22 protein-coding genes are annotated in these 25,516 nt (G+C 73.5%); 3 read left to right on the top strand and 19 right to left on the bottom strand.

Features of this window, described 5'->3' with window-relative positions:
- Nucleotides 1–7: 7 nt before the first annotated feature.
- The 18 genes from O7598_RS06505 to O7598_RS06420 form a co-directional block, all read right to left on the bottom strand.
- Nucleotides 8–2,845: an RICIN domain-containing protein gene (locus O7598_RS06505; protein ID WP_269690453.1), complete on the bottom strand. Its 2,838-nt coding sequence runs from the start codon at nt 2,843–2,845 to the stop codon at nt 8–10.
- Between the two features lie 135 nt (nt 2,846–2,980).
- Nucleotides 2,981–4,384, bottom strand: coding sequence for an alkaline phosphatase family protein (locus tag O7598_RS06500; protein WP_269690452.1), 1,404 nt, complete (start codon nt 4,382–4,384; stop codon nt 2,981–2,983).
- Nucleotides 4,381–5,556, bottom strand: coding sequence for a metabolite traffic protein EboE (eboE, locus tag O7598_RS06495; protein ID WP_269690451.1), 1,176 nt, complete (start codon nt 5,554–5,556; stop codon nt 4,381–4,383). Before eboE ends, O7598_RS06500 begins: the two co-directional genes overlap by 4 nt.
- Nucleotides 5,556–6,407, bottom strand: coding sequence for a TatD family hydrolase (locus O7598_RS06490; RefSeq protein ID WP_269690450.1), 852 nt, complete (start codon nt 6,405–6,407; stop codon nt 5,556–5,558). Before O7598_RS06490 ends, eboE begins: the two co-directional genes overlap by 1 nt.
- A gap of 1 nt (nt 6,408) precedes the next feature.
- Entirely contained in the window at nt 6,409–7,011 is a 603-nt protein-coding gene (locus tag O7598_RS06485; RefSeq protein WP_269690449.1) for an EboA domain-containing protein, read from the bottom strand.
- A gap of 37 nt (nt 7,012–7,048) precedes the next feature.
- Nucleotides 7,049–7,939 (bottom strand): sugar phosphate isomerase/epimerase family protein, encoded by an 891-nt coding sequence (locus O7598_RS06480; protein ID WP_269690448.1) that lies wholly within the window; start codon nt 7,937–7,939, stop codon nt 7,049–7,051.
- Complete coding sequence (locus O7598_RS06475) at nt 7,936–8,973, bottom strand: SCO3242 family prenyltransferase (protein WP_269690447.1); 1,038 nt, start codon at nt 8,971–8,973, stop codon at nt 7,936–7,938. Before O7598_RS06475 ends, O7598_RS06480 begins: the two co-directional genes overlap by 4 nt.
- A complete protein-coding gene (locus tag O7598_RS06470) occupies nt 8,970–10,118 on the bottom strand; it encodes an inositol-3-phosphate synthase (protein WP_269690446.1) in 1,149 nt (382 codons plus the stop codon). The genes O7598_RS06475 and O7598_RS06470 overlap by 4 nt, the downstream gene beginning before the upstream one ends.
- A 225-nt stretch (nt 10,119–10,343) precedes the next feature.
- Entirely contained in the window at nt 10,344–11,540 is a 1,197-nt protein-coding gene (locus tag O7598_RS06465; protein ID WP_442929917.1) for a Gfo/Idh/MocA family protein, read from the bottom strand.
- 53 nt (nt 11,541–11,593) lie between these two features.
- Nucleotides 11,594–12,637, bottom strand: a complete 1,044-nt coding sequence (locus tag O7598_RS06460; protein WP_091071177.1) for a substrate-binding domain-containing protein — start codon at nt 12,635–12,637, stop codon at nt 11,594–11,596.
- Nucleotides 12,638–12,727: 90 nt separating this feature from the next.
- Nucleotides 12,728–13,816, bottom strand: a complete 1,089-nt coding sequence (locus O7598_RS06455) for an ABC transporter permease (protein ID WP_269690444.1) — start codon at nt 13,814–13,816, stop codon at nt 12,728–12,730.
- Nucleotides 13,813–15,381, bottom strand: a complete 1,569-nt coding sequence (locus O7598_RS06450) for a sugar ABC transporter ATP-binding protein (protein WP_269690443.1) — start codon at nt 15,379–15,381, stop codon at nt 13,813–13,815. Before O7598_RS06450 ends, O7598_RS06455 begins: the two co-directional genes overlap by 4 nt.
- The gene (locus O7598_RS06445) at nt 15,378–16,556 is read right to left on the bottom strand and encodes an ROK family protein (protein ID WP_269690442.1); all 1,179 of its coding nucleotides are present in this window, start codon (nt 16,554–16,556) and stop codon (nt 15,378–15,380) included. The genes O7598_RS06450 and O7598_RS06445 overlap by 4 nt, the downstream gene beginning before the upstream one ends.
- Nucleotides 16,557–16,758: 202 nt before the next feature.
- A complete protein-coding gene (locus O7598_RS06440; RefSeq protein ID WP_269690441.1) occupies nt 16,759–17,775 on the bottom strand; it encodes a YihY/virulence factor BrkB family protein in 1,017 nt (338 codons plus the stop codon).
- Nucleotides 17,776–17,839: 64 nt separating this feature from the next.
- Complete coding sequence (locus tag O7598_RS06435) at nt 17,840–18,646, bottom strand: ABC transporter permease (RefSeq protein WP_269690440.1); 807 nt, start codon at nt 18,644–18,646, stop codon at nt 17,840–17,842.
- Nucleotides 18,647–18,658: 12 nt separating this feature from the next.
- Entirely contained in the window at nt 18,659–19,456 is a 798-nt protein-coding gene (locus O7598_RS06430; RefSeq protein ID WP_442929822.1) for an ABC transporter permease, read from the bottom strand.
- Between the two features lie 115 nt (nt 19,457–19,571).
- A complete protein-coding gene (locus O7598_RS06425) occupies nt 19,572–19,760 on the bottom strand; it encodes a DUF397 domain-containing protein (protein WP_269690439.1) in 189 nt (62 codons plus the stop codon).
- Nucleotides 19,751–20,554: a helix-turn-helix domain-containing protein gene (locus O7598_RS06420; protein WP_269690438.1), complete on the bottom strand. Its 804-nt coding sequence runs from the start codon at nt 20,552–20,554 to the stop codon at nt 19,751–19,753. The genes O7598_RS06425 and O7598_RS06420 overlap by 10 nt, the downstream gene beginning before the upstream one ends.
- A gap of 263 nt (nt 20,555–20,817) precedes the next feature.
- On the opposite strand from O7598_RS06420, the gene O7598_RS06415 reads away from it, so the two are divergent.
- The gene (locus O7598_RS06415; protein WP_269690437.1) at nt 20,818–21,063 is read left to right on the top strand and encodes a flavin reductase; all 246 of its coding nucleotides are present in this window, start codon (nt 20,818–20,820) and stop codon (nt 21,061–21,063) included.
- Nucleotides 21,064–21,065: 2 nt separating this feature from the next.
- On the opposite strand, the gene O7598_RS06410 is transcribed toward O7598_RS06415, so the two are convergent.
- Nucleotides 21,066–21,998, bottom strand: a complete 933-nt coding sequence (locus O7598_RS06410; RefSeq protein ID WP_269690436.1) for an ABC transporter ATP-binding protein — start codon at nt 21,996–21,998, stop codon at nt 21,066–21,068.
- Between the two features lie 367 nt (nt 21,999–22,365).
- Between O7598_RS06410 and O7598_RS06405 the strand changes: the two genes are divergently transcribed.
- Together O7598_RS06405 and O7598_RS06400 are read left to right on the top strand one after the other, a co-directional pair.
- Entirely contained in the window at nt 22,366–24,480 is a 2,115-nt protein-coding gene (locus O7598_RS06405; protein ID WP_442929820.1) for a TRAP transporter permease, read from the top strand.
- Nucleotides 24,477–25,490 (top strand): TAXI family TRAP transporter solute-binding subunit, encoded by a 1,014-nt coding sequence (locus tag O7598_RS06400; RefSeq protein WP_269690434.1) that lies wholly within the window; start codon nt 24,477–24,479, stop codon nt 25,488–25,490. Before O7598_RS06405 ends, O7598_RS06400 begins: the two co-directional genes overlap by 4 nt.
- The last annotated feature ends 26 nt before the right edge of the window (nt 25,491–25,516 follow it).

Here is a 25,516-nt window from a genome sequence, read left to right as displayed (position 1 = left end):
TCCATCCTCACGGCAGCGTCCACTTCTGGTTGGCAGCACCGGTGCAGGTCCACAGGTGCACGGGCGTGCTGTCGGCGGAGTTGTTGCCGGACACGTCCAGGCACTTGCCGGACTGCGGGTTGCGCACCGTGCCGTCGGCCTGCGCCGACCAGTTCTGCGCACCGGTGCCGTTGCACGTGTAGAGCTGGATCTTCGTGCCGTCGGCGCTGGCGCCGCCGGACACGTCCAGGCACTTGCCGTACGCCTTGACTGTCGAGTTGGGGGTGACCGTCCAGGCCTGCGCGGCGGTGCCGTTGCAGGTGTAGAGCTGGATCTGGGTGCCGTCGGCGGTCGCCGCGTTGCGCACGTCGAGGCACTTGCCGGCCAGTCCCTTCACCGGCCCGGTCCGCACCGCCGAGGTGGTGAACGTGAACGCGTCCAGGTCGTAGAGCGCCCCGGTGCCGCCGGCGAACGTCAGGTAGAGCGTGGTGGTCCCGGCCGGCGGGTTGGTGACGGTGCCGGTGACCGTGGTGAACGAGTCCCAGGCGCCGGTGACCGGGACGGTGGCCGAGCCGAGCACGGTGCCGGTGGCCGAGCCGGCCCGCACCTGGAGCGTGCCGCCCGCGCCGGCCGAGGAGACCCGGGCGCTGAACCCGGTGGCGTCGGCGAGCAGATAGGGCTGGAACGCGATCCAGTCGCCGTTGTTGATGTCACCGACGGTCTTGCCACCCTCGGCGGTGCCCTTGTCGAACGTGTTGATCCCGGACGAGGTCTTGAAGTGCTCGGCCTGCCGGTGCCGGGGCTGGAGCGTGTGCTGGGTGTGGGTGGTGAGGCCGCCGGCGTCGGTGTACTCGGCGTCGAAGATGGCGAAGATGTTCGCCGCGTCGTCATGTTCGCCGTCCACCGGGATGGCGATCGAGCCGGTGCAGCCGGTGGCCGAGGTGATCTGGTGGCCGTGCTGGTCGTGGCCGAGCACGTAGGTCATCTTGACCTTGGTGCAGTCGATGGTGGCGTCCTCCGGGTCGGTGACGGTGATCCGGAACGGCACCGTGTCGCCGAAGGAGAAGAGCTTGCCGTTGCCGGGCGTCTCGATCACCACTGTCGGCGCGGTGTTGCCGACGGTGATCGTCACGCTGGCGGTGCCGGTGGCGCCCTGCGGGTCGCGGACGGTGAGCGTGGCGGTGTAGCGGCCGTTCGCGGTGTAGGTGTGCGACGGGTTGGCGGCGGTGGAGGTGCCGCCGTCGCCGAACGCCCAGGAGTAGGTGAGCGCGCCGCCCTCCGGGTCGGACGAGCCGGCCGACGAGAACGCCACGGCCAGCGGCGCGGCGCCGGAGGTCCGGTCGGCGGCGGCGCGGGCCACCGGGGCGCGGTTGCCGCCGCCCAGGTAGTCGAAGCGGTAGAGCGCCGAGTTGGCGTCGCCGTTGAAGTAGCCGGTGCCGTAGTCGAGCACGTAGTAGGAGCCGTCCGGGCCGAACGCGGAGTCCATCACCTGCTTGCCGGTCCACGGGAACGTGTCGATGGTGCCGGGTGAGCCGTCGGCGTTGACGTGGATCGGCTTGATCCAGCCGCGCCCGAACTCGGTGGCGAAGAACTGACCGTCGAAGGTCTGCGGGAACTTGGTGGTGGACGGGTTGGCCGCGTCGTAGCGGTAGACCGGGCCGCCCATCGGCGACTCGGAGCCGCCGCCGAACTCGGGCGGGCTGCCCGCGTCACCGGCGTAGCGGATCCAGGCCGGCTTGGCGGCCGGCAGCGTCGCCAGGCCGGTGTTGCGGAACGAGTTGTTCGTCGGGCCGCCGGTGCAGTTGAACTTCGCGCCCGCGGTGCCGGCGGCGAAGTCCCACTCGGCGTACGTCTCGGCGGCGGTGTTGGTGCCGGTGCAGTAGGGCCAGCCGTAGTTGCCCGGCCCGGTGACCCGGTCGAACTCGACCTGCCCGGACGGGCCGCGCGCCGAGGTGGTGCCGGCGTCCGGGCCGTAGTCGCCGACGTAGACGATGCCGGTGGCCTTGTCGACGCTCATCCGGAACGGGTTGCGGAAGCCCATCGCGTAGATCTCCGGGCGGGTCTTCGCGGTGCCGGGTGCGAACAGGTTGCCGCTGGGGATCGAGTACGTGCCGTTGGCGTTCACCTTGATCCGCAGGATCTTGCCGCGCAGGTCGTTGGTGTTGCCGGCGCTGCGCTGCGCGTCGTACCCGGGGTTGCGGTTGGTGCGCTCGTCGATCGGGGCGTAGCCGGCGGAGTCGAACGGGTTGGTGTCGTCGCCGGTGGAGAGGTAGAGGTTGCCGGCCGCGTCGAAGTCGATGTCGCCGCCGACGTGGCAGCACAGCCCTCGGTCGGCCGGCACGTCGAGCACGTCGACCTTGCTGGCCTGGTTGAGCGTGAAGTCGGCGTTGAGCGTGAACCGGGAGAGCCGGTTGACGCCCTGCCAGGCGGAGAAGTCGGTGCCGGTGGCGGGAGCGTCCCCGGCCGGGGTGGACAGCGGCGGCGCGTAGTAGAGGTAGATGTGCCGGTTGGTGGTGAAGCCGGGGTCGACGCCGACGCCCTGCAACCCCTCCTCGTCGTGGGTGTAGACCGGCAGCGTGCCGACGACAGTGGTGGCGCCGGCCGCGTCGGTGCGGCGCAGCGTGCCGTTGCGGGCGGTGTGCAGGACCGACCGGTCGGGCAGCACCGCGAGCGACATCGGCTCGCCGGTCTCGGCGACGCCGCGGGCCAGCTCGACCTGCTGGAAGTCGCTGGCCGAGATGGGGTGGGCGGACGCCGGGACGGGCGTCGTGGCCACTGTGACCGTGCCGGCGGTGGCCGCGAGCAGCAGCGCCGCGCCGGCGGCCAGTCGTCGTCGGGCGGGTGGGTGGTGGGGGTGGCTGGACATGCTGTGCAGTCCTTCCTGACGCGCGCAGCCAGGACCGGGCGCGCGTCGCGCCGGATGCCGAAAGGGGGGAGCTGGTGCTGGGACGACATTAAGACCTTTCGATCGGCATGTCCATAGCTTCTGATCGATCGGAAACTACTTTTGACGCGTATCGACAAAAGTTAGGTCCGCGAGGTGGAGCAGCAACGCCTTCACCTCGGTCGCGGCGACCCGGTCCCGGGCCGCCGCCGGGTCGGAGCAGAGCAGCACCGGCCCGTCCGCCGGGTCGGCCGGCAGGCGCCCGTGCGAGCCGCGGACCGCCCGCGCGCCCGCGTCCAGCCCCACCACGCTCATCAGGTAGCGCATCCCGAGCTTCTTGCGAGCCAGCGCCACCGCCGCCCGGCGCTTCGCCGCCGCCGGCGCGGCCGGGTCGAGGAACAGCTCGGCCGGGTCGTAGCCGGGCTTGCGGTGGATCTCGACCAGGCGGGCGAAGTCGGGTGCCCGGGCGTCGTCGAGCCAGTAGTAGTAGGTGAACCAGGCATCCGGATCGGCCACCAGCACCAGCTCGCCGGAGCGGGGATGGTCCAGCCCGTACCCGGCCTGCCCGGCCGCGTCCAGCACCTCGGCCACGCCGGGCAGCGCGGCGCACAGTTTCGCCACCGCCGGCACGTCCGCCGGGTCCCGCACGTAGACGTGCGCCACCTGGTGGTCGGCCACCGCGAAGGCCCGCGACGTCCACGGTTCCAGGTATTCCATCCCGGCCTGGGTGTGCACCCGCAGCAGCCCTTCGGCCCGCAGCATCCGGTTGACGTCCACCGGGCGGGACACCTCGGTGATGCCGTACTCCGACAGCGCGACGATGGTGGCGTCGCGTTCCCGCGCCGCGTCCAGCAGCGGGCCGAGCACCGCGTCCAACTCCGCCGCGGCGGCGGCGGCCCGCGGCGCGGACGGGCCGAAGCGTTGCAGGTCGTAGTCGAGGTGCGGCAGGTAGACCAGGGTCAGGTCGGGGGCGTGGTCGGCGAGGATCCGCTGCGCGGCCCGGCTGATCCACGCCGAGGACGGCAGCCCCGCGCCCGGCCCCCAGTAGCTGAACAGCGGGAAGGTGCCGAGCGCGTCGGTGAGCGTGTCGTGCAGCTCCGGCGGGTCGGTCCAGCAGTCCGGCTCCTTGCGCCCGTCGGCGTGGTAGACCGGGCGCGGCGTGACCGTCCAGTCGACGTCCGCGCCCATCGCGTACCACCAGCAGACGTTCGCCACCCGGTAGCCCGGCTCGACCCGGCGGGCCGCCTGCCACACCTTCTCGCCGCCGACGAGCGCGTGGTGCTGCCGCCAGAGCAGCACCTCGCCGAGGTCCCGGAAGTACCAGCCGTTGCCCACCACGCCGTGCCCGGCGGGCGGCTCGCCGGTGAGGAACGTGGCCTGCGCCGAGCAGGTCACCGCCGGCAGCACGGCGCCCAGCTCGGCGGCGAACCCGGCCTCGGCCACCGCGCGCAGCCGGGGCATGTGCGCCAGCAGCCGCGGCGTCAGCCCGACCACGTCGAGCACCACCAGCCGCCGGCTCATGAGGACACCCCCACCCCGACAGCGCCCACCTCGGCGCGGGCGAAGGCCAGTTCGGCGGCGATGCCGGCGGCCAGCTCCGCGTCGGAGCGCGGCCGCCGCGCCTGCGGCAGCACCCCCCAGGTGTACGTCTCCACGTCGAGGTGGTCGCAGCCGGCGGCAGGGCCGGCGAACAGCGCGGCGAGGGCGGCCCGCAGCACCGGCACGGTCGAGCGCAGCGGTTCCTCCGGCGGGGCGTGCAGCGGCACGTGGTAGTGCACCCGCCACGCCCCGGGCAGCCGCGCGTCGAGCGCCGCGTCCAGGTCGTCGGCCGCCCACGCCGGGTCGGCCGGGTCGGTGGCGCCGGCGCAGCCCGCCGCCCGGGTCTGATGCAGGAACCTCGGCTCGACGAAGCGGCGCAGCGCCCCGGTCGCGCCGGCCGGGTCGGGCGCCTCGACGGCGGCGGAGACCTGCACCTTGACCACCGGCAGCCCGGCGTCACGCAGCCGGGCCAGCGCGTCGGCCGGTTCCTCCCAGGCGCACGCCAGGTGCGCCAGGTCCAGGCAGATCCCGAGCCACTCGGGGTCCACGCCGGACAGGGCGGTGGCGGCCTGCGCGGTCGACTCCACCAGGCAGCCGGGTTCCGGCTCGAAACCCACCCGGATCGTCCGGCCGGTGTCGCGCCGCACGGCGGCCAGCCCGGCGGCCAACGCGTCGAGCCGGCCGCGGGCGGTGTCGGCCCGGTCCGGGCCCCACGGCGTGCGCCAGGCCAGCGGCAACGTCGAGATCGAGCCCCGGGCCGCGTCGTCGGGCAGCAGGTCGGCCAGCACCCGGGCCAGGTCCACTGTGTACGCGAGGCGCTCCGGCGTGGTCCAGTCCGGGTGGTAGACCGCGCCCTTGACCACCGGGGCCTGGAACGCCGCGTACGGGAAGCCGTTGAGCGTGACCACCTCCAGCCCGCGTACGGTCAGCTCGTGGCGCAGCCGGCGGCGGGCCGCCGGGTCGGCGGCGAGCGCGGCGGCCACCGGCGCGGACAGCCACAGCCCCAGTCCGAGCAGGTCGACGTCGAGTCGCCGGCGCACCGCGACCGCGTAGGTGTCGAGTTGGGCGAGGATGCCCGGCAGGTCCTCCGCCGGGTGGACGTTGGTGCAGTAGCCGAGGTGGACGGTGGTGCCGTCGGCGTGACGCAGCCGCATCACGCGCCCCCGCGCAGGATCGAGTTGCCGGCGTACGTGGGGCCGGAGTCGTCCAGGTCGGTCAGGTCCAGCCGGCCGGACTGGCCGTAGAACTCCACCGGGTTGCGCCACAGCACCCGGTCCACGTCGTCGGCGTCGAACCCGGCGTCGAGCATCGCCTCGCCGGTGGCCCGGGTGAGCAGCGGATCGGAGCGCCCCCAGTCGGCGGCCGAGTTGACCAGCATCCGCTCCGTCCCGTACGTCTTCAGCAGCTCGACCATCCGCGGCGGCGACATCTTGGTCTCCGGATAGATCGAGAAGCCGAGCCAGCAGCCGGTGTCCCGGACCAGCTCCACGGTCACCTCGTTGAGGTGGTCGACAAGCACCCGCCCGGGCGCGATGCCCGACTCGGCGACCACCGCGAGGGTGCGTTCCACGCCGCGCGCCTTGTCCCGGTGCGGCGTGTGCACCAGGGCCGGCAGGTCGTGCGCGACGGCCAGGGCGAGTTGCCCGGCCAGGGCGGCGTCCTCGGCGGGCGTCATCGCGTCGTAGCCGATCTCGCCGACCGCGACCACGCCGTCCTTGTCCAGATAGCGGGGCAGCACGTCGAGCACCGGGCGGCAGCGCGGGTCGTTGGCCTCCTTCGGGTTCAGCGCCACGGTGGCGTGGTGCCGTACCCCGAACTGCCCGGCCCGGAACGGCTCCCAGCCGATCAGCGAGTCGAAGTAGTCGACGAAGCTGTCCACGCTGGTGCGCGGCTGGCCCAGCCAGAACGCCGGCTCGACCACCGCCCGTACCCCGGCGGCGGCCATCCGCTCGTAGTCGTCGGTGGTCCGGGACGTCATGTGGATGTGCGGGTCGAAGATGCGCATGTCACGCCTCCGTGGTGGTGGTGAGCCGGTCGAGCAGGTCGGTGGCGTCGGCGGGCATGGCCCGTCCGGCGGCGTGCCGCTCGGCGGCGTACGCGGCGAGCATCTGCGCCAGCTCGCCGTCGGCCCGGTCGGGCAGGCCGTCCACCACGGCCAGCGGCACGCCGGCGAAGACGCACTTCAGCACCGCCTGCCGCCAGGCCGGCTGTTCCAGGTGCCGGGCGTAGGGGCCGAGCGCGGCGGCGACCAGCCGGGTGTCGTTGGTGCGGATCGCGTCGTGCAGCAGCGGCACGCACTCCGCCCCGATCGGCAGCAGCGGCAGGGCCCGCAGCACGGCCCGCTTCTCGGCGGCGTCGCCCTCCCGGTAGAGCGTCTCGGCCGCGGCGGCGTGACCGCCGGGAAGCGCGGCGAGCAGCAGCGCCCGGGCGGCCTCGTCGACGGTCCAGCCGGGCGGGTCGGGCACCGGCCCGCGCCCGCACCGCCGGGCGGCGGCGGCGAAGTAGCGCGGGATCGCCGCCGGTTCGGTCGCGACGCGGCGCAGCGCCGCGTCCAGCCACTGCGGATCGGGTACGCCTCGCAGCGCGGCGCGCAGTCGGTCGGGTGTCATGCCGTCTCCCCTCGGCCGGGTGGTGGATGGTGGTCGGTCACCGCCCCTCGCCGCGCCGGGCGGCGGCGCGCAGGAAGTCGAGCGAGCGGGCGGCGACGGTCGGGGCGGCGTGCGAGTGCCGGGGCAGTTCCACCGCCACCAGGCCGGGGTAGCCGGCGTCGGCCAGGGCGACCAGCACCGGCGGGAAGTCGATCTCTCCGGCGCCGAACTCCAGGTGCTCGTGCGCGCCCCGGCGCATGTCGTCGATCTGCACGTTGACCAGGTGCTCGGCGACCGCCGTCACGCAGTCGGGCACCGGCAGCGGCTCCAGGCAGCGGCAGTGCCCGATGTCGAGGGTGATGCCGAAGCCGGGCGGTTCGCCGAGCGCGGCGCGCAGCCGCCGCCAGCCGGCGATGTCCTCGACCAGCATGCCCGGCTCGGGTTCGAAGCCCAACGGCACGCCGGCCGCCTCGGCGCAGACCGTGGCGCACCCGTCGACCAGGCGCTCCCACGCGACCCGGGGCGGCACCTCGGGTGGGCGTACGCCGGCCCAGAAGGAGACCGCCTCGGCGCCCAGGTCGGCCCCGATCCGCACGGCCCGGCGGAGGAACTCGATCCGACGGGACGGATCGTCGTGCAGCAGCGTCGGGGCGTGCTTGTGCCACGGGTCGAGCAGGTAGCGGGCCCCGGTCTCGACCACCACGGCCAGCCCCAGCGCGCCCAGCCGGCGGCGTACGGCGTCCACCCGGCGGGCCAGCCCGGGGGCGAACGGGTCCAGGTGGTCGTGGTCCAGGGTGAGCGCCACACCCGCGTACCCGAGGTCGGCGAGCACCGCGAGCGCGTCGTCGAGCCGGTGGTTGGCGAAGCCGTTGGTGCCGTACCCGAATCGCAGCCGGCCCGGCGCGGGCGGAGGCCGGCGGGGCGCGGCGGCCGGCGTCACGGTGGTCATGTCGGCGAGATCAGTCGGGCCAGGCGGCGGCCGAGCGGGGCGGCGCCGGCCACCGCGAGACCGAGCAGCCGGGCGCCGGCCCGCGCGGCCAGCGCGCCCTGCAACGCGGGCAGCCCGGTGATGCCGGCGCCGACGGCGGCGCGGACCCGGGCCGGCGACGGGTCGGCGAGCACCCGGGCCTGCGCCCGCCCGTACCGGACGGCGTAGCCGGCCGCGAGCGCCACCGGCACCACGGCCCGAAGGAAGGGCCCCTTCTTAACGCATTCGGTAGAGGAGGGGGCCCCGCTTAACACTGTCGGCCGGCCCGGGGCGGCGAGCGCGATCAGCGCGGTGCCGGCGAGCGTCAAGGCGGGCAGCCGGCGGTCGGCCGCGCCGGTCACCTCGCGGCCGGACAGCGCGGTGACGGTCCAGGTGTGCGCGGCGACGGTGAGCGCGGCCGGCAGCGCCCGCAACAGCGCCGGTCCGACGCCCCCGGCCGACCCGCAGCCGACGCCCCCGGCCGACCCGCCGGCACCCCGGCCGCCGCCGGTGCCGGACGGTCCGCCGCCGGGCCACCGGTCGCCGCCGGCGGCGCATCGCCGGGCGGCCGGGGTCGTGGTCGCGCCGAGCAGCACGTCCAGCCCTCGGCACGCGGCCATCGCGGCGGGACCGGCCGCGGTGTCCTTCGCGCTCAGGTCGTACCCCCAGATGGTGGCGGCCAGACCGACCGCGACGGCCGACGCCGGCCGGCCCCCGGCGGCGGTGGCGACCGCCAGCCCGGCGGCGGTCAGGCCGCCGGCCAGGCCGAGCGCGACGGCGGGGCGGACCCGGCCGGACGGGATCGGCCGCTCCGGGCGCTCGGTCGCGTCGAGCCGCCGGTCCGCCCAATCGTTCGCGGCCATCCCGGCCCAGTAGAGCAGCACCGACGCGGCGGCCAGGGCGGGTGTACGCCGGCCGAGCGTGCCCGCCGCCGCGGCCCCGGCCAGCACGTCCCCGGGCACCGACAGCGCGGCGGGCGCGCGGACCAGCTCGGCCAGGTCGGCCAGCCGGGTCACCGGGCCACCCCGGCGTGCAGGCCGGCGACGAAGTCGCGCAGCACCGCCCACTGCTCGCCGAGCGCGTGGCCGGCGCCGCCGAGCGGGTCCTTGAAGAAGAACGCCAGCTCGGCCAGGGGTCCCCGGCGGCCGGCGGCGTGCGCGGCGGCGGTGAGGCGGGCCAGGTCCAGCACCAGCGGGGCGGCCAGCGCGGAGTCGCAGCCGTGCCAGGTGAACTCCATCCGCATGCCGGTGCCGAGAAAGCCGGCGAAGGTGACCAGGTCCCAGGCGGTCTTGAAGTCGCCAAGCTCCTGGACGTAGTCGATCCGGGTGCTGCCCTGCGGCAGGTAGCCGAGCGTCTCCGCGAGCACCCGCTGCTTGCTGCCCACCTTGGCGGCGTTGGCGGCCGGCTCGGCCAGCGTGGCGCCGTCGCCGCCGCCGAGCAGGTTCGTGCCGGACCAGGAACGCACCGCCAGGTGCCGCATCGCGAACATCGGCGCGAGCACCGACTTGAGCAGCGTCTCGCCGGTCTTGCCGTCGTGCCCGGCGTACGGCAGCCCGCGCTCGTCGGCCAGCGCGGCCAGCGCCGGCAGGCGGGCGCCGGTGGACGGGGTGAAGTCGACGTACGGGCAGCCGGCGGTGAACGCCGCGTACGCGTACCGGGAGCTGGGCGGCAGCACGTCGGCGGGGCCGGTCAGCGCGGTCCGCAGCGCGGTCAGGTCGTGGTGGGCCGGGTGCGGATCGGCCGCCGGCTCGGTGGCGGCGACGTTGACCACCACCACCCGGTCCAGCCCGTGTCGCCGGCGGAACGCGGTCAGGTCGTCGACCACGGCGGCGATCCGGGTCGCCGGGTCGCCCTCGGTCGGCGCGGGCCGGAGCGCCGCCTCGACGTCGGCCAGTTCCGGCGCGACGGCGTCGACCAGCCGGCCGGGCAGCACCCCGGCGGCGGCGAGCGCCTCGGCGCGCTTGGTCAGCGGGGTGGCGACCACGTCGTGGCCGCCGAAGACGAGGTCGGCGAGACCCGGCAGCGCGGGGCCGCGCAGCTCGGGCAGCTCGGTCACGCACCCGGTCGGCGGGGTGAGCCCGGCCCGCAGGGCGAGCGCCCCGACCACGCTGGTGGTGGCGACCGAGCCGCGCGCTCCCACCAGCCAGACACCCGTACGCATCGCTTTACCTCCCCAGGTCGGTGCCGGCCCCACCGGTGCGGCCGGGGAATCCCGGTCCGGCCGCACCGGAGGGCCGTGCTGGCCGTGCCGGCCGGAGGATCCCGGCGGCACGTTCCCCGACGCCGGCCTCGTTCCCGCCGCGGGGCGCAACCGTGGCGGGTCCTCGCCGGCCGGCGCCGGAAGGGTGTCGGCGGCGATCGCACGCCGCACGGGGTGGGCGGGTTGTTAAGCGGGGCCCCCTCCTCTACCGGAGGCGTTAACGGGGGCCCCCTCCTTCTCCACCTCCACCCAGGCGGACCGCGCGGCGGATTTCGCCACCGCGTCCAGCACCAGCTGGACCTGCAACGCGTCGGCGAACGACGGCCTCGGGTCGGCGCCGGTGGCGACCGCCTCGACGAAGTCGCGCATCTGGTGGGTGAAGGAGTGCTCGTAGCCGATGATGTGGCCCGGCGGCCACCACGCGTCCAGGTACGGGTGCTCCGGCTCGGTCACCAGGATCCGACTGAAACCCTGCTCGGCGGTGGGCCGGGTGGCGTCCAGGAACTCCAGCTCGTTGAGGCGTTCCAGGTCGAACACGACGCTGCCGCGCGAGCCGTTGATCTCGACCCGCAGGGCGTTCTTGCGGCCGGTGGCGAACCGGGTCGCCTCGTAGGTGGCGAGCCCGCCACCGTCGAGCCGGGCCACGAAGACCGCCGCGTCGTCCACGGTGACCTCACCCGTGCCCCGACCGTTGCCGCCGGCCTGCGCGGCCAGGCCGCTCGACCCGGCCGGCAACGGCCGCTGCCGGACGAACGTCTCGGTCAGCGCGCTGACCCCGGCGACCAGCTGCCCGGTGACGTACTGGGTGAGGTCGATGATGTGCGCGCCGATGTCGCCCAGCGCGCCGGAGCCCGCCCGGTCCTTCTGCAACCGCCAGACCAGCGGGAACTGCGGGTCGACGATCCAGTCCTGGAGGTAGACCGCCCGGACGTGCCGGATCTCGCCGAGCCGCCCGTCGGCGACGAGTTGCCGCATCAGGGCCACCGCGGGCACCCGCCGGTAGTTGAAGCCGCACATCGCGCGGGCACCGGACTCCCGGGCCCGCGCGGCGGCGGCGGTCATCTCCCGCGCCTCGGCGACGGTGTTGGCAAGCGGCTTCTCGCACAGCACGTGCTTGCCCGCGGCCAACGCGGCGAGGGCGATCTCGCGGTGGCTGTCCCCCGGCGTGCAGATGTCGACCACGTCGATCTCGTCGGACTCGACGAGTCGCCGCCAGTCGGTGGTGTGCCCGTCCCAGCCGAGCCGGTCGGCGGCCTCGGCCACCTTCGACTCGTCCCGGCCGCAGACGAGCGACATCCGCACCTTCGCCGGCAGGTCGAACACCCGGTTCACGGTGCGCCACGCCTGTGAGTGCGCGGCGCCCATGAACGCGTAGCCGACCATGCCGACCCGCAGGATGCTGTCGTGACTGGACAAGCTGGGTCTCCCCCCGTGTGTCAGAACCCGAGCTTCAGGTAGTCGCCCGAGTTCTGCTTGGTGATCGTCTCGGAGGAGAGCACGATCTCCTTCGGCACCTGGAGTTCCACCAGGTCGGACATGCCCTTGCCCTGCCCGATCAGCCGGGCCAGGGAGATGGCCGAGGAGGCCATCGACGGGCTGTAGGTGACGGTGGCCTTGAGCACCGTGTTGTCGGCCGCGATGTCCTCCATGGCCTTCTTCGAGCCGGCGCCGCCGACCATGAAGAACTCCTTGCGGTTGGCCTGGTTGACCGCGGCCAGCACGCCGATGCCCTGGTCGTCGTCGTGGTTCCAGACCGCGTCGATCTTCGGCAGGGCCTGGAACAGCCCGGTGGCGGCCTGCTGGCCGGAGTCCACGGTGAACTCGGCCGGGCGGCGGTTGGCCACCTTCAGCCCGTACGAGGCGAGCGTGTCGGCGAAGCCCTTGGAGCGTTCCTGGGTCAGCTCCAGCGACTCGATGCCGGGGATTTCGCCGATCACCGGGTTGCTCACGCCCTTGGCCTTGAGCTGCTCGGCGATGTAGGTGGCGGCGGCCACCCCCATGCCGTAGTTGTCGCCCTTGATCTGCAGCCGGTAGGCGCGCGCGTCGGGGAAGGCCCGGTCCAGGTTGACCACCGGGATGCCGGCCTTCATCGCCTCCAGGCCGAACGCGTTGAGTTCCTTGCCGTCGTGCGGCAGCAGCACGATCACGTCCGGCTTCTGGGAGATCAGCGTGGACAGCGCCGCCCGCTGGGCCGCCGCGTCCGCGCCGGCCTCCACCGACTTCAGCTCCACGTCGCCGTACGCGCCGGCCTGCGCCTTGGCGTTGTTGGTGATGGCGGCGATCCAGCCGTGGTCGGCGGCCGGGGCGGAGAAGCCGATGGTCACCTTCTTGCCGGGCTCGGTGTTGGCGTCGTTCGCGGCGGCCTTGGTCTGCGCCTCGGTCGGGGACTGCTCGTTGCTCGTGCAGCCGGCGAGCAACACCCCGGCCGAGACCGCGGCTCCGCCGAAGAGCAGCCGGCGGCGTGACAGGTCACTTGTCATGACGGCCTCCTGATGAGGTGGTGGGGGTGGTTTCGGGTGCGGTGGGCCGGGCCGGCGTCTTCTCGACGGCGGCCTGGTGGCGCGGTGGGATCAGGTGGTGGTGGCCCGGTTGCGGGCGAGGAACTGGGTCAGGCTGCGGAACTGCACCTGCTGGACCAGGACGGCGGCGACGATGATGCCGCCCTTGACCATGTTCTGGGCCTCGGCGGAGAGGTTGTTGATGGCGAACAGGTTGGTGATCGTGGAGAAGATGATCACCCCGAGCAGGGAGCCGACGATGGTTCCCCGCCCGCCGCTGAGCAGCGTGCCGCCGATGATCGCGGCGGCGATCGCGTCCAGCTCGTAGAGGTTGGCCATCGCCGCCTGGGCGGAGGTGGCCTGCGCGGTGAGCATGACCGCGGCGATGCCGCAGCAGAGGCCGGAGAGCGCGTAGAGCAGCACGGTGTGGCGGCGGACGTTGATGCCGGCGAGCCGGGCCGCCTCCGGGTTGCCGCCGACCGCCACCGTGCGGCGGCCGAACGTGGTCCGGTTGAGCAGCACCCAGCCGGCCGCGACCACCGCGACGAGGATGTAGACCAGCAACGGGATGCCGAGCACCTTCGTGGTGGCGATGCCGTTGATGAACGAGCTGGTGGAGACCTGGGTCTGCTTGTCGGAGATCTCGGCGGCCAGCCCCCGGGCGGCGACCAGCATGGCCAGCGTGGCGATGAACGGCACCAGCCGCCCGTACGAGATGAGCAGCCCGTTGACCACGCCGACGGCCAGCCCGACGGTCAGCGCGCTGAAGATCATGCCGCCGGCGCCGTAGCTCTGGGTGGCGAGCGTGGTGGACCAGACCCCGGCCAGCGCCACGATCGCGCCGACCGACAGGTCGATGCCGCCGCCGATGATCACGAAGGTCATGCCGACGGTGACCACGCCGACCACCGAGGCGAGCTTGAGGATGGTGAGCGTGTTGCCCCACACCCAGTTCGGGTCGCCGTAGAGGTCGGGCCGGGTCAGGATGCCGATGACCACCAGCACCACGAGCGTTGCCAGCAGGCCGAGGTTGCGCTTCGCGCCCTCCCCGCCGTCGCCGCGCCACCAGGAGAGCCGAGCCGCCGCGTCGGCCTTGGCGGTCTCCGCCCGGTCGACCGGCGGCGACTGTGCGGGAAGCTTGGTGTCGGTCACGTCGCTCATGCCGGTGCGCCTTCCATGAGGGACCCCGCCATGACGAGGTCGAGCACGGTGTTCTCGTCGAGTTCGCCGGCCGGGGCCTCCCGGACCACCCGGCCCTCCCGCATCACCAGCACCCGGTCGGCCAGGCCCAGCACCTCGGGCACCTCGCTGGAGACCAGCAGCACCCCGACTCCCCGGGCGGCCAGATCGCGGATGACCTGGTAGAGCTCGGCCCGGGCGCCCACGTCCACGCCCCGGGTCGGCTCGTCGAGCAGCAGCAGCCGGGTGTCCCCGAGCAGCCACCGGCCGACCACCACCTTCTGCTGGTTGCCGCCGGAGAGGGTGCGTACCGGCCGGCGCACGTCGCGGGGCCGCAGCTCCAGCGACGCGGCGATCCGGTCCGCCTCGGCCCGCTCCCGCCCGGCGTCGGTGAAACCGAGGCGGGCGTACCGGCCGAAGGTGGCGAGCGTGACGTTGCGGTAGATCGGCTCGCCGAGCAGCAACGCCTGGCTCTTGCGCTCCTCGGGGGCCATGCCCATGCCGGCCCGCACCGCCGCGCCCACGCTGCCGGGGCGAAGCGCCCGACCGTCGAGGCGTACCGTCCCGGCGTGCGGCCGGCGGGCCCCGAAGATCGTCTCCAGCAGCTCGGAGCGACCGGAGCCGACCAGTCCGGCGATGCCGACGATCTCCCCCGCCCGCACGCCGAGCGACACGTCGGCGAACTCGCCGTGCCGGGTCAGCCCGTCGACCCGCAGCAGCTCCGCGCCGGCGCCGTCGTCGGCCGGGCGCTGCGGGAAGACGTACTCGATGGTCCGCCCGGTCATCCGGGCGACCAGGTCGCGGGTCGGGGTGTCGCGCGCCGGCAGGCTCGCCGCCGTGGTCCGGCCGTCCTTGAGTACGGTGACCCGGTCGCCGATCTCGCGGATCTCCTCCATCCGGTGCGAGATGTAGATGACCGCGATGCCCTGCGCGGTGAGTTCCCGGATGATCCGGAACAGGTTGCCCACCTCGTCGTGGGCCAGCACCGCGCTCGGCTCGTCCATGATGATCAGGCGGGCCTCGTGGGACAGCGCCCGGGCCATGCTGACGATCTGCTTGCCGGCCGCCGGCAGGTGCCGCACCAACCGCCCGGGCGGGATCTCCGGGTGGCCGAGCCGGGCCAGGATCTGCCGGGTACGCCGGGCCATGTGCCCGCGCCTGACGAAGCCGAGCCGGCGCGGCTCGTGGCCGAGGAACGCGTTCTCCGCCACCGACAGGTCGTCGACCAGGTCGAGTTCCTGGTAGATGGTGGCGATGCCGGCGCGCATGGCGGCCTGCGGGTTGGCGAACGCGGCGGGCTCGCCCCGCCACACCACCTCGCCGGAATCCGGCCGGTGCACGCCGGCGAGCACCTTGATCAGGGTGGACTTGCCGGCGCCGTTCTGCCCCAGCAGGCAGTGCACCTCGCCGGCCCGCACCTCCAGTTGCACGCCGTCCAGCGCGCGTACGCCGGGGAACGTCTTCACCACGTCGGTGAGGCGCAGCACCACCTCGCCCGCGACGGCGGGCGTTTCCTTCCCGGTCACCTCCACCCCCTCGGATGTCATGCGGCTTCCCCGAACGCGACGTCGCTGGCCAGCACCGCGGCGCCGGCGACGCCGGCGCGTGGGCCCAGCTCGGAGAGGACGACCGGCAGGTTGCCGGTGGCCAGCGGCAGCGAGCGGCGGTAGACCACGCTGCGGATCTCGGCGAGCAGGATGTGGCCGAGCTGGGCCAGCCCGCCGCCGATCACGATCATCGACGGGTTGGTGAAGCTGACCAGCCCGGCCAGCACGCTGCCGACCCGCCGACCGCCGTCGCGGATGAGCTGGATGCAGGTGACGTCCCCCTCGATCGCGCCCTGCGCCACGTCCAACGCGGTCACCGCGCCCCGGGCGGCGAACCGCTCGACCAGGGCCGGTGACACCTCGGCGCGGGCCGCGGCGGTCGCCTCCCGGGCCAGCGCGGCGCCGCTGAACACCGCCTCCAGGCAGCCGACGTTGCCGCAGGAGCACATCGGACCGTTCGGGTCGACCTGGATGTGGCCGATGTCGCCGGCGCAGCCGTCGGTGCCCCGGTAGACCTCGCCGTGCAGGTAGATGCCGCAGCCGATGCCGGTGCCGATCTTGATGAAGAGGAAGTCGTCGACCGAGTGGGCGACGCCGCCGTGCCGCTCGCCGATGGCCATGATGTTGACGTCGTTGTCGACCACGGCCGGACAGCCGTGCTCGCGGGTCAGCAGCTCACGGACCGGGAAGCGGTCCCAGCCCGGCATGATCGGCGGGGAGACCGGCACCCCGTCGCGGAAGCTCACCGGCCCGGGCACGCCGATGCCGATCGCGTCGAGCCGCTCGTACGCGCCGTCGACCTTGGCCTTGTGCAGCAGGTCGTTGACCCGTTGCAGGGTCACCTTCGGGCCGGAGCGGATGTCGGCCGGTTCGGTGTAGGCGGTCACCGGCTCCAGGCGGCCGTTGACCACCTCGACGTCTATCGAGCTGGCGCCCAGGTCGACCGAGGCGAAGCGCAGGCGCGGGCTCAACTCGACGAGGGTGGAGCGGCGCCCGCCCCGGGAGGCGGCCAGCCCGGCCTCGGCCACGTAGCCGAGCGCGACCAGCCGCTCCAGCTCGGCGAGCAGCCTCGGGCGGGGCATCTGGAGCCGGTCGCCCAGCTCGGCGCGGGACACCGCGCCCTCGTCCCGGAGCAGCCGCAGGAGCCGCACGTGCAGGGGGTCGACGGTCCGCACCGGCAGCCACCTCCGCATCGAAGTCGTTCACATCGACGTGATGGCGATGTGTTGTGTTCGACACAGTAGGAGCCTTCCGGGTCACGTGTCCATAGCTTCGGCACATCCGATGGAAACTTTTGTCCATACGAACAAAAGCAGGTTCCGGATCATGAAAACGCCCCGCCCGGACGGATCCGGGCGGGGCGCTACGGGGTGCGATTCAGCGCGGAGTGGGGGCGTTCCGCTTCTTGCGCAGCTTGCGGTCGTCGCGCAGCTCGACGTAGGGCTCCTCGTCCTCGGGGAGCCCGGCGGCGATGGCGCGGCTACGCTCCAGCTCGGCGTCGAACTCGGCGCCGAGCAGGATGGCGATGTTGCTCAGCCAGAGCCAGACCAGGAAGATGATCACGCCGGCCACCGCGCCGTACGTCTTGTTGTAGGACCCGAAGTTGCTGACGTAGAGCGCGAACAGGCCGGACACCACCAGCCAGAGCACCACCGCGAGCACGCCGCCGGGGCTCACCCAGCGGAAGCCGCCGTGCCGGGCGTTGGGCGAGGCCCAGTAGAGAATCGCGAACATCAGGCTGACCAGCAGCAGCAACACCGGCCACTTGGCGATGTTCCACACCGTGACCGCCGTCGAGCCGAGCCCGATCGCGTTGCCCGCCTGCTCGGCCAGCCCGCCGGTGAACACCACGATCACGGCGCTGATCAGCAGCAGCACGCCGACCAGGGCGGTCACGCCGAGCCTGATCGGCAGCGTCTTCCAGATCGGCCGCCCCTCCGGCACGTCGTAGATGCTGTTCGAGGCGCGCATGAACGCGGCGATGTAGCCGGACGCCGACCAGAACGCGGCGACCAGACCGATCACCGCAGCGACGCTGGCCAACCCGCCGGCGTCGCTGGCCTGGGTGATCGCGCTCTCGATGATCTTCTGGATGTTGTCCTCAGGCACCACCTGGTTGACCGTGTCCTGCACGCCCTGGGTGGCCCGGTCGCCGAGCAGCCCGAGCAGGGAGATCAGCACCAGCACGCCGGGGAAGATGGAGAGCACCCCGTAGTAGGTGAGCGCGGCGGCCCAGTCGGTCAGGCTGTCGTCCTGGAACTCCCGGACGGTCCGCTTGAGCGTCGCCACCCAGCCCGGACCCGGCAGCTCGGTCGGGCTGTCCGGCCCGTCGTCCGGCCCCACCGGCGCGGTGCGGTCGCGCTCCTCCCGGACGGGAGACTCGTCGCCGGCCATCGCACCTCCCTCGTCGTCGTGTCGTCACTGCACGACTTGCCCCGAGGCCGGGCCGGATAACCGGCTACGGGTAGAGCAACCTGGCCATCCGCCGGGACGCCAGCGCCAACATGCCGCCGGTCAGCGCCACCAGGTAGGCCACGTCGAGCAGCCAGGACCAGCCGGACCCGCCGACGCAGACGCCCCGGATCAGGTGCACCGAGCGGTAGAGCGGGGTCAGCTCGACAAGCCACCGCAGCACCGCCGGGTAGGCCTCGGCGGGCACGAACGTGCCGGAGAAGAGGAAGAGCGTGAACTGGGCCGAGCCCATCAGGTCGAAATCCTGCCAACTGCGCAGCAGCGTGGCGACGGTCATACCGAGCGCACCGAACGCGTTCCCGACGAGCACCGCCGCCGGGAACGCGATCAAGGCCCGGGCCGCGGTGGTCAGGTCCAGCGCCACCATGATCAGCAGAAACGCGGCGGAGTAGAGCGACCCACGCGCCATCGCCCAGCCCAGCTCGCCCAGGGCGATCTCGAACGGCCGTACCGGGGTGGCGATCACCCCGTCGTACAGCTTCATGTATTTCATCTTGCCGAAGAAGTTGAAGGTGGTCTCGGACAGCGCGCCGCTCATCGCCGACGAGGCGAGCATGGCCGGGGCGACGAACGCCGCGTAGGAGACCACCCGGCCGCCGGGCAGCGTCAGGTCGCCGACCAGCGCGCCCACGCCGATGCCGATCGACAGCAGGTAGAGCACCGGCTCCACGAAGCCGGAGACCAGCACCAGCCAGTACGCGCTGCGCAGCGCGGTGAGGTTGCGCTCGGCCACCGCCGCCGAGCGGCGCGCCCCGGTGACGCCGGCCAGCCGGGGCAGGAGGAGAGCGACCACGACACCCCTTCCCTAGACGACGAGTTGACGACGGAACGCCCGCAGCGCCAGCCACCAGCCGACGCCGGCCCAGGCGGCCAGGTAGAGCAGGTGACCGGTGACCGACCATCGCGGCTCGACGCCCAGGGTGGCGGCCCGGCACAGGTCGACGCCGTGCCAGAGCGGCGTCGCCCAGGCGATCGGCCGCAGCCCGGCCGGCATCGACTCGACCGGGAAGAACACCCCGGAGAAGAGCGTCATCGGGATCACCGCGAACCGGAACAGCAGGGCGAGGTAGCTGTCGCTGGGCACCCGCGCGCTGAACGCGAAGACCGGCGCGGCGACCGCCAGCCCGAGCAGCAGGGCGATCGGCGGCACCGCCACCGCCCAGGGCGACCGCAGCGCCCCGAACGCGGCGGCCACGAGCAGGAACGCCAGCGCGCTGGTGACCGCCCGGAACAGCACGAAGACGAGATGACCGGCCACGATGTCGGCGCTGCGCAGCGGCGCGGCCACCTGGGCGTGGTAGGTGCGGACCCACTTGAAGTTGCTGTGCACCGGCCAGGTCGACTCGGCGACGGCGACCTGAAGGACTGTCGAGGCGATCAGGCCGGGCACCAGCCACGGCAGATAAGGCACCCCGTCGACGCCCTGGTCGACGTAGGCGCCGACGCCGTAGCCGAACCCGACCAGGGTGAGCACCGGGAGCAGGAAGGACGAGAAGACGCCCGCGCGCCAGGTGCGCCGGTAGTTGACCAGGTAGTGCGCGAACACCGTCACCGCCGGCACCCGCGGCAGACCCGTCGCGGCCCGGCCCGTCACCGTCGTCACCCGTATCACCCCCGCCGACCTTCCTACTCCTCGGGTACGACAGGCGCGAGCGTGGTCCACACCGGCCCGACGAGGTGGCGGGATGGGGGCCGCCACCTCGGGCCGGCGGCGTGGGTCAGCGCGCGGCGACCCCGGCGACGAACGCGCGCCAGGCATCAGGGGCGAAGGCCAGCACCGGGCCGGCCGGGTCCTTGGAGTCGCGCACGGCGATCACGCCGGGCCGGCCGTCCGCCACCTCCACGCAGGCTCCGCCCTGGCCGTTGCTGCGGCTGCTCTTGCGCCACCGGGCATTGCTCAGGTCCATGTCTCCGCCACTTCCGTCACGAGTTCGAGGGACTGCTGGTGCGATAGTGCCTCACCGCGGATCGACTCCCACACCTCGACCATCTGCCGCACGTGGTCGGCGCGGTCGATGACCTGCGCGTGGAGCTGGCCCTCCTGGTAGACCACGTCCTCGCCGTGCGGCGGGGTGGCGATCACGAACGGGCCGTTCATGCCAGGGTAGGCGCCGACGGTGAGCGGCACGACGTGGATTCTCGTCCGGGGCAGCGTCGAGCCGACCTTCACCAGGTGGCGCACCTGCTCGCGCATCACCTCCGGCCCGCCGACGCTCCGGCGCAGCACGTGCTCGTCGACGACGAACGTGAGCAGCGGGGGCCGTTCGCGGGTCAGCACCGGTTGGCGGTCCAGCCGGGTCGCCACCTGCTGCTCCACCTCGTCCGGCGGGAACAGGCCGCTGCCGGAGAGCAGCGCGCGGGCGTAGCCCTCGGTCTGGAGCAGGCCCGGCACGCAGATCGGCTCGAACCAGCGCAGCGCGGTGGCCTCCGCCTCGATGCCGGGCCAGTCACGGAACCACGGCACCATGGTCTCCCGGCCGATCCGCCGCTGGATGCGCTCGAAGCGCCCGTCGACGCCGAACACCGCGTCGCAGCGGCGGGCGAAGTCCAGGCTCGGGCGGCGCTCGCAGGTCTCCACCTTGGCCACCAGCGCGCCCGAGTAGGTGAGCGCCTCGGCCAACGCCGCCTGGGACATGCCGCCGGCCGCGCGGGCCAGCCGCAGCTCCTCCGCGAAGTGCTCCAGCATGGACGACAGTTCCACGGACAGCCTCCGTACGTCCTCGGTACACCCGTGAGCCGGTCGCCGGACGCGCTCGCCGTCGCCGCGCCGGATCTCCCACCGTAGTCGCGCCGTCACCAGACTGTCACGCAGCGGAACCGCTCCCGGGATCGGACGGCGGGCGGAACCAGGCCGGGGGCGTCGGCGCACGACGAGGTCCGCCGATGCCCCCATCCCAGCCACCACGGAGGCTCGCCCATGGCGACACCCGCCCCGCTCACCCCGAACGAGGAGGGCAGGCGCTGATGCCCCGGTATCGCCCCCACGTCGCGACGCGCCCGTCCTGGCGCTGCCGGACCTGCGGCGCCCCGTGGCCGTGCTCACCGGCCCGGCTGGCGTTGCTCGGTGAGTATCGCGAGGACCGGGTCGCGTTGCTGGTCCATCTCGGGACGCTCCTGTGCGAGGCCACCGCCGACCTGACCGCCGGACGGCCGGAAACCGCGCCCCGGCACCTGGCCGAACGCTTCGTCCTCTGGGCCCGGGCCCGCTGACCTCAGTCGACCAGGGTGCGGCCGGTCAGGTGCAGGAAGACGTCCTCCAGGCTGCCGCGGCGGACCAGCACGCCGGCCGGGTCCAGGCCGCGCCGGGACACCTCGGCCACGGCGGCGTCGCCGTCGGAGACGTAGAGCAGGATGCGGTCGGGCAGCACCTCGACCCGCTCGCCCAGCCCGTCGAGCTTGCCGGCGAACGCCTCCTGCGAGTCGCCGCCGAAGCGCAGCTCGACCACCTCGCGGGTGGCGTGCCGCTCGATCAGCGCCCGGGGCGAGCCCTCGGCGACGATCCGGCCGCCGTCCATCACCACCAGGCGGTCGCAGAGCTGCTCCGCCTCGTCCATGTAGTGGGTGGTCAGGACCAGCGTGACGCCCTGCCGCTTGAGCCGGAACAGCCGTTCCCAGACCAGGTGCCGGGCCTGCGGGTCGAGGCCGGTGGTGGGCTCGTCGAGCAGCACGATCTCCGGCTCGTTGACCAACGCGCGGGCGATGGTCAACCGTCGCTTCATGCCACCGGACAGCGGGTCGACCTTGCTGTCGGCCCGCTCGGCGAGCTGGACGAAGTCGAGCAGCTCGGCGGCGCGCTCCCGGGCCACCCGGCGCGGAATGCCGAAGTAGCGCGCGTAGGTGGTCAGGTTCTCCCGGACGGTCAGCTCCGGGTCGAGGCTGTCGAGCTGCGGGCAGACCCCGAGCCGGGCCCGCACGGCCGGGCCGTCGCGCACCGGGTCGAGCCCGAGGATGCGCAGCTCGCCGCCGGACGGCGGGGAGATGCAGCCGATCATGCGCATGGTGGAGGACTTGCCCGCGCCGTTGGGGCCGAGGAAACCGAACGCCTCCCCCCGGCGGACCTCCACGTCGATGCCGTCGACGGCGGTGAAGTCGCCGAACCGCTTCACCAGCCCGCGAGCCTGGATGAGTGGTTGCCCGATGGTCACCCGCCGACCCTAGCGGCCGTGTCCGACACCCCCGGTGGACCCGCACGTTGCGTGACACCACTACGCTCCGTGACCGAGCCGTTCCATCGTTAGAAGCGGGCCTAACTCACCATAGTGGAGCGACGGACGAAGAACGGTTCGCCCTTGTGGCCGAGTAACTGCGAAATTGACTCAAGAAAGCGTGTGCGGTGAGTGAGCAAAGCTCATTCCGTCACTCAATGCAATCACGATCGGCAATGTTCCCAACGCGTCCGCCATTCGCGTATCGTCCCCCCTCGTGCCACCCGTTCGCCCCTCCGACGCCACTCCCCCGTTGCCCCGGCCGCCCGCCGGCGAGCCGGGCGGGTCCGAAGTGGACGGTGCTGCGGTGCCGCTCCCGCCGGACGAGGGCGACGGCACCGACGCGGCGTGGGCGGACGACGGGCCGGGCGAGACGCACCACCACATACGGGACCCGGCGCACCCCGACACCCGGGAACTCGCGGCGCGTTTCGAGGAGGAGAAACCGGGTCGGGTGCTCTCCGGACCGGTCGGAACGCTCTTCACCGCGATCACCGTCACGGTCGCGCTGTTGGCCCTCCGGCAGGTGTTCTTCCCGTTGCCGCAGGGCAGCAAGTACTACCTCATCATCTTCCTCGCCGGCGTGCTGCCGGTGCTCTTCCTGGCGTACCCCTCGGGGATTCGGCGACGGTCGGCGGAGCGGACCGGGCCGACGGTGCTCGACTGGGTGCTGGCCGCCGCCGCGCTCGTGGTCTGCCTCTACCCGGTGCTGCCGTTCGCGCTCGGCGCGGGCGGCGGCGGCTACGACGCGTTCCTCGACCGGCAGGGCCTGCTCGACCCGCTGGACGTGGCGTTCGGCACCGGGCTGCTGCTCCTGCTGCTGGAGGCCTGCCGGCGCGCCACCGGCTGGATCCTCCCCGCCGTGTGCCTGCTCTTCCTCGGCTACGGCTACTACGGCGGGCTGCTCCCGCAGTCGTGGCCGGTGGCGCACGCCGGCCTGGACTTCGGGCAGCTCGTCGACGCGTTCTACAACTCCGACAGCGGCTTCTACGGCACCCCGCTCGACGTGGCCGCCACCTACATCGTGCTGTTCACCGTCTACGGCGCGGTGCTCGACCTCTCCGGCGCCGGCCGGTTCTTCGTGGAACTCTCCGCCGCCGCGTTCCGCCGCTCCCGCACCGCCGCCGGCCGGACCGCCGTCGCCTCCGGCTTCCTGCTCGGCACCGTCTCCGGGTCCGGCGCCGCCACCACGGTCAGCATCGGCGCGGTGACCTGGCCCATCCTGCGCCGCGCCGGCTACCCGGCCGAGCGGGCCGGCGGCATGCTCGCCGCCGCCGGGGTCGGCGCGATCCTCTCCCCGCCGACGCTCGGCGCCGCGGCCTTCATCATCGCGGAATACCTGGGCGTGTCCTACCTCCAGGTGCTCGGCTGGGCCACCGTGCCGACCGTCCTCTACTACCTGGGCATCCTGCTCTCCGTCGAGATCGACGCCCGGCGCTCGGGCGTGCGCCCGGTGGTGGTCGACACCGGTTCGGCCTGGCGGCTGCTGGCCCGCTTCGGCTACCACTTCCTCTCGCTCGTGGTGATCGTGGTGGTGCTGGCGCTCGGCGCCTCGGCCATGCGGGCGGTGGTGATCGCCACCGCGCTCGCCGCCGCGCTGTCCTTCCTGGACCGGCGGCACCGGCTCACCCCGGCCCGGCTGGTGGCGGCGCTGCGCGACGGCGTACGCGGGGTGCTCGCGGTGAGCGCGGTCTGCGCCGCAGCCGGCATCATCACCGCCACCACCACCAAGACCGGCCTCGGCCCGCAGGCGGCGGCGCTGCTGGTGAGCGGCGCGCAGGCGGTCAGCTCGGAACCGGCCGTGGTGCTGGCGCTCACCGCCGTGCTCGCCGCCGTCGCGCTCAGCCTGCTCGGCCTCGCGGTCCCGGTCACCGCGTCGTTCGTGATCGGCTGGGTGATCATCGGGCCGGCGCTGCTGCACCTGGGCGTCGCCGCCCCCGCCGCCGCCATGTTCGTCTTCTACTTCGCGGTGCTGTCCGAGGTCTCGCCGCCGACCGCGCTCGCCGCGGTCGCCGCCGCCGCGGTCACCGGCGGCCGGCTGGTGCCGACCATGTGGCAGACCCTGCGGTACGCGCTGCCGGCGTACCTCATCCCGCTCGCCTTCGTGGTCACGCCGACCGGCCTCGGCCTGCTCGGCATCGGCGGCCCGGGGCGGATCGCGCTGGCCGGGCTGGTCTCCGCGCTCGGCGTCGCCGTGCTCGCCGTGGCGGCCGGCGGATGGCTGCCCGGCGTCGGCCCGGCCGGAGTGCCGGAACGGCTGCTCGGCGCGGTCGCCGGGCTGGTGCTGCTCTGGCTGGAACCGCTGCCCATGGCGATCGGCGTGGCGCTGGCCGCGCTGGCCGTCGCGGGCGTGTACGTCCGACGCGGCGCCGCCCGCCCGTCGGTGTTGGAGTCCGTCAACCCTGGGGAGGACAGAGAGTGAGAAGGATCGACACGCGAATAGCCGCCGGTGTCGGGGCGCTGGCCCTGCTCGCCGCCGGCGGATGCGGCGGCCGGCAGGACGGCGCGGCGACCGACGACGCCGCCAAGGACATCACCTGCAAGGTCACCAAGGACACCCGGGTCGGCATCGCCACCGGCAACGCCACCGGCGTCTACTACGTGGTCGGCAACGCGCTCGCCGGTGAGCTGAGCAAGGCCACCGACGGCAAGCTCACCGGGACCGCCGCCGAGACCGGCGCCTCCGTGCAGAACGTCGAGCAGCTCGTCGCCGGCCAGTACGACGTGGCGTTCTCGCTGTTCGACACCGCTGTCAACGCGGTACAGGGCAAGGGCAGCTTCAGCTCGCCGCAGCCGGTCAAGGCGCTGGCCCGGATCTACGACAACTACACCCAGGTGGTGGTGCGGGCCGACTCCGGGATCACCTCGGTCGCCGGCATGAAGGGCAAGAAGATCTCCACCGGCTCGCCCAAGTCCGGCACCGAGGTCATCGCCAACCGGCTGCTCACCGCCGCCGGGCTGGACCCGGCCAAGGACATCCAGGCGCAGCGCCTCGACCTCACCAAGACCGTCGACGGCATGAAGGACGGCAGCATCGACGGGTTCTTCTGGTCCGGCGGCATCCCGACCGGCGGGGTCACCGACCTGTTCACCACCGCCGGCGGCAAGGTGACCTTCCTCGACCTCAGCGCGCTGCTGCCGAAGATGGCCGAGCTGAACCCGGCGTACCAGGCCGGCACCATCGGCAAGGACGTCTACTCCACGCCCGCCGACGTGCCCACCATCGTGGTGCCCAACGTGCTGCTGGTGCGCGACAACCTCGACGCGGACGTGGCCTGCGCGATCACCCGGACCGTCTTCGACCGCAGGGACGCGCTGGCCCAGGCGAACCCGGCCGCCAAGGGCATCGAGCTGGGCAACGCCCGCAAGACCGATCCGGTGCCGCTGCACCGGGGCGCGGACCGGGCGCTCACCGACCTCGGCGCGAGCTGACCCGACCGGCCGGGCCCGGACCTCCC

It is taken from the genome of Micromonospora sp. WMMC241 (genome assembly GCF_027460165.1).
GTDB lineage: Bacteria > Actinomycetota > Actinomycetes > Mycobacteriales > Micromonosporaceae > Micromonospora > Micromonospora humi.
The sequence above is the reverse complement of the archived record's forward strand: the minus strand, read 5'-3'. Positions and strand labels throughout refer to the sequence as shown.

What these genes read in the sequence shown, in the direction of transcription:
- O7598_RS06505 (WP_269690453.1), bottom strand. Translation starts at nt 2,845, where the DNA reads ATGTCCAGCCACCCCCACCACCCACCCGCCCGACGACGACTGGCCGCC.
- O7598_RS06500 (WP_269690452.1), bottom strand. Translation starts at nt 4,384, where the DNA reads ATGAGCCGGCGGCTGGTGGTGCTCGACGTGGTCGGGCTGACGCCGCGG.
- eboE (WP_269690451.1), bottom strand. Translation starts at nt 5,556, where the DNA reads ATGCGGCTGCGTCACGCCGACGGCACCACCGTCCACCTCGGCTACTGC.
- O7598_RS06490 (WP_269690450.1), bottom strand. Translation starts at nt 6,407, where the DNA reads ATGCGCATCTTCGACCCGCACATCCACATGACGTCCCGGACCACCGAC.
- O7598_RS06485 (WP_269690449.1), bottom strand. Translation starts at nt 7,011, where the DNA reads ATGACACCCGACCGACTGCGCGCCGCGCTGCGAGGCGTACCCGATCCG.
- O7598_RS06480 (WP_269690448.1), bottom strand. Translation starts at nt 7,939, where the DNA reads ATGACCACCGTGACGCCGGCCGCCGCGCCCCGCCGGCCTCCGCCCGCG.
- O7598_RS06470 (WP_269690446.1), bottom strand. Translation starts at nt 10,118, where the DNA reads ATGCGTACGGGTGTCTGGCTGGTGGGAGCGCGCGGCTCGGTCGCCACC.
- O7598_RS06465 (WP_442929917.1), bottom strand. Translation starts at nt 11,540, where the DNA reads ATGGTCGGCTACGCGTTCATGGGCGCCGCGCACTCACAGGCGTGGCGC.
- O7598_RS06460 (WP_091071177.1), bottom strand. Translation starts at nt 12,637, where the DNA reads ATGACAAGTGACCTGTCACGCCGCCGGCTGCTCTTCGGCGGAGCCGCG.
- O7598_RS06455 (WP_269690444.1), bottom strand. Translation starts at nt 13,816, where the DNA reads ATGAGCGACGTGACCGACACCAAGCTTCCCGCACAGTCGCCGCCGGTC.
- O7598_RS06450 (WP_269690443.1), bottom strand. Translation starts at nt 15,381, where the DNA reads ATGACATCCGAGGGGGTGGAGGTGACCGGGAAGGAAACGCCCGCCGTC.
- O7598_RS06440 (WP_269690441.1), bottom strand. Translation starts at nt 17,775, where the DNA reads ATGGCCGGCGACGAGTCTCCCGTCCGGGAGGAGCGCGACCGCACCGCG.
- O7598_RS06425 (WP_269690439.1), bottom strand. Translation starts at nt 19,760, where the DNA reads ATGGACCTGAGCAATGCCCGGTGGCGCAAGAGCAGCCGCAGCAACGGC.
- O7598_RS06415 (WP_269690437.1), top strand. Translation starts at nt 20,818, where the DNA reads ATGCCCCGGTATCGCCCCCACGTCGCGACGCGCCCGTCCTGGCGCTGC.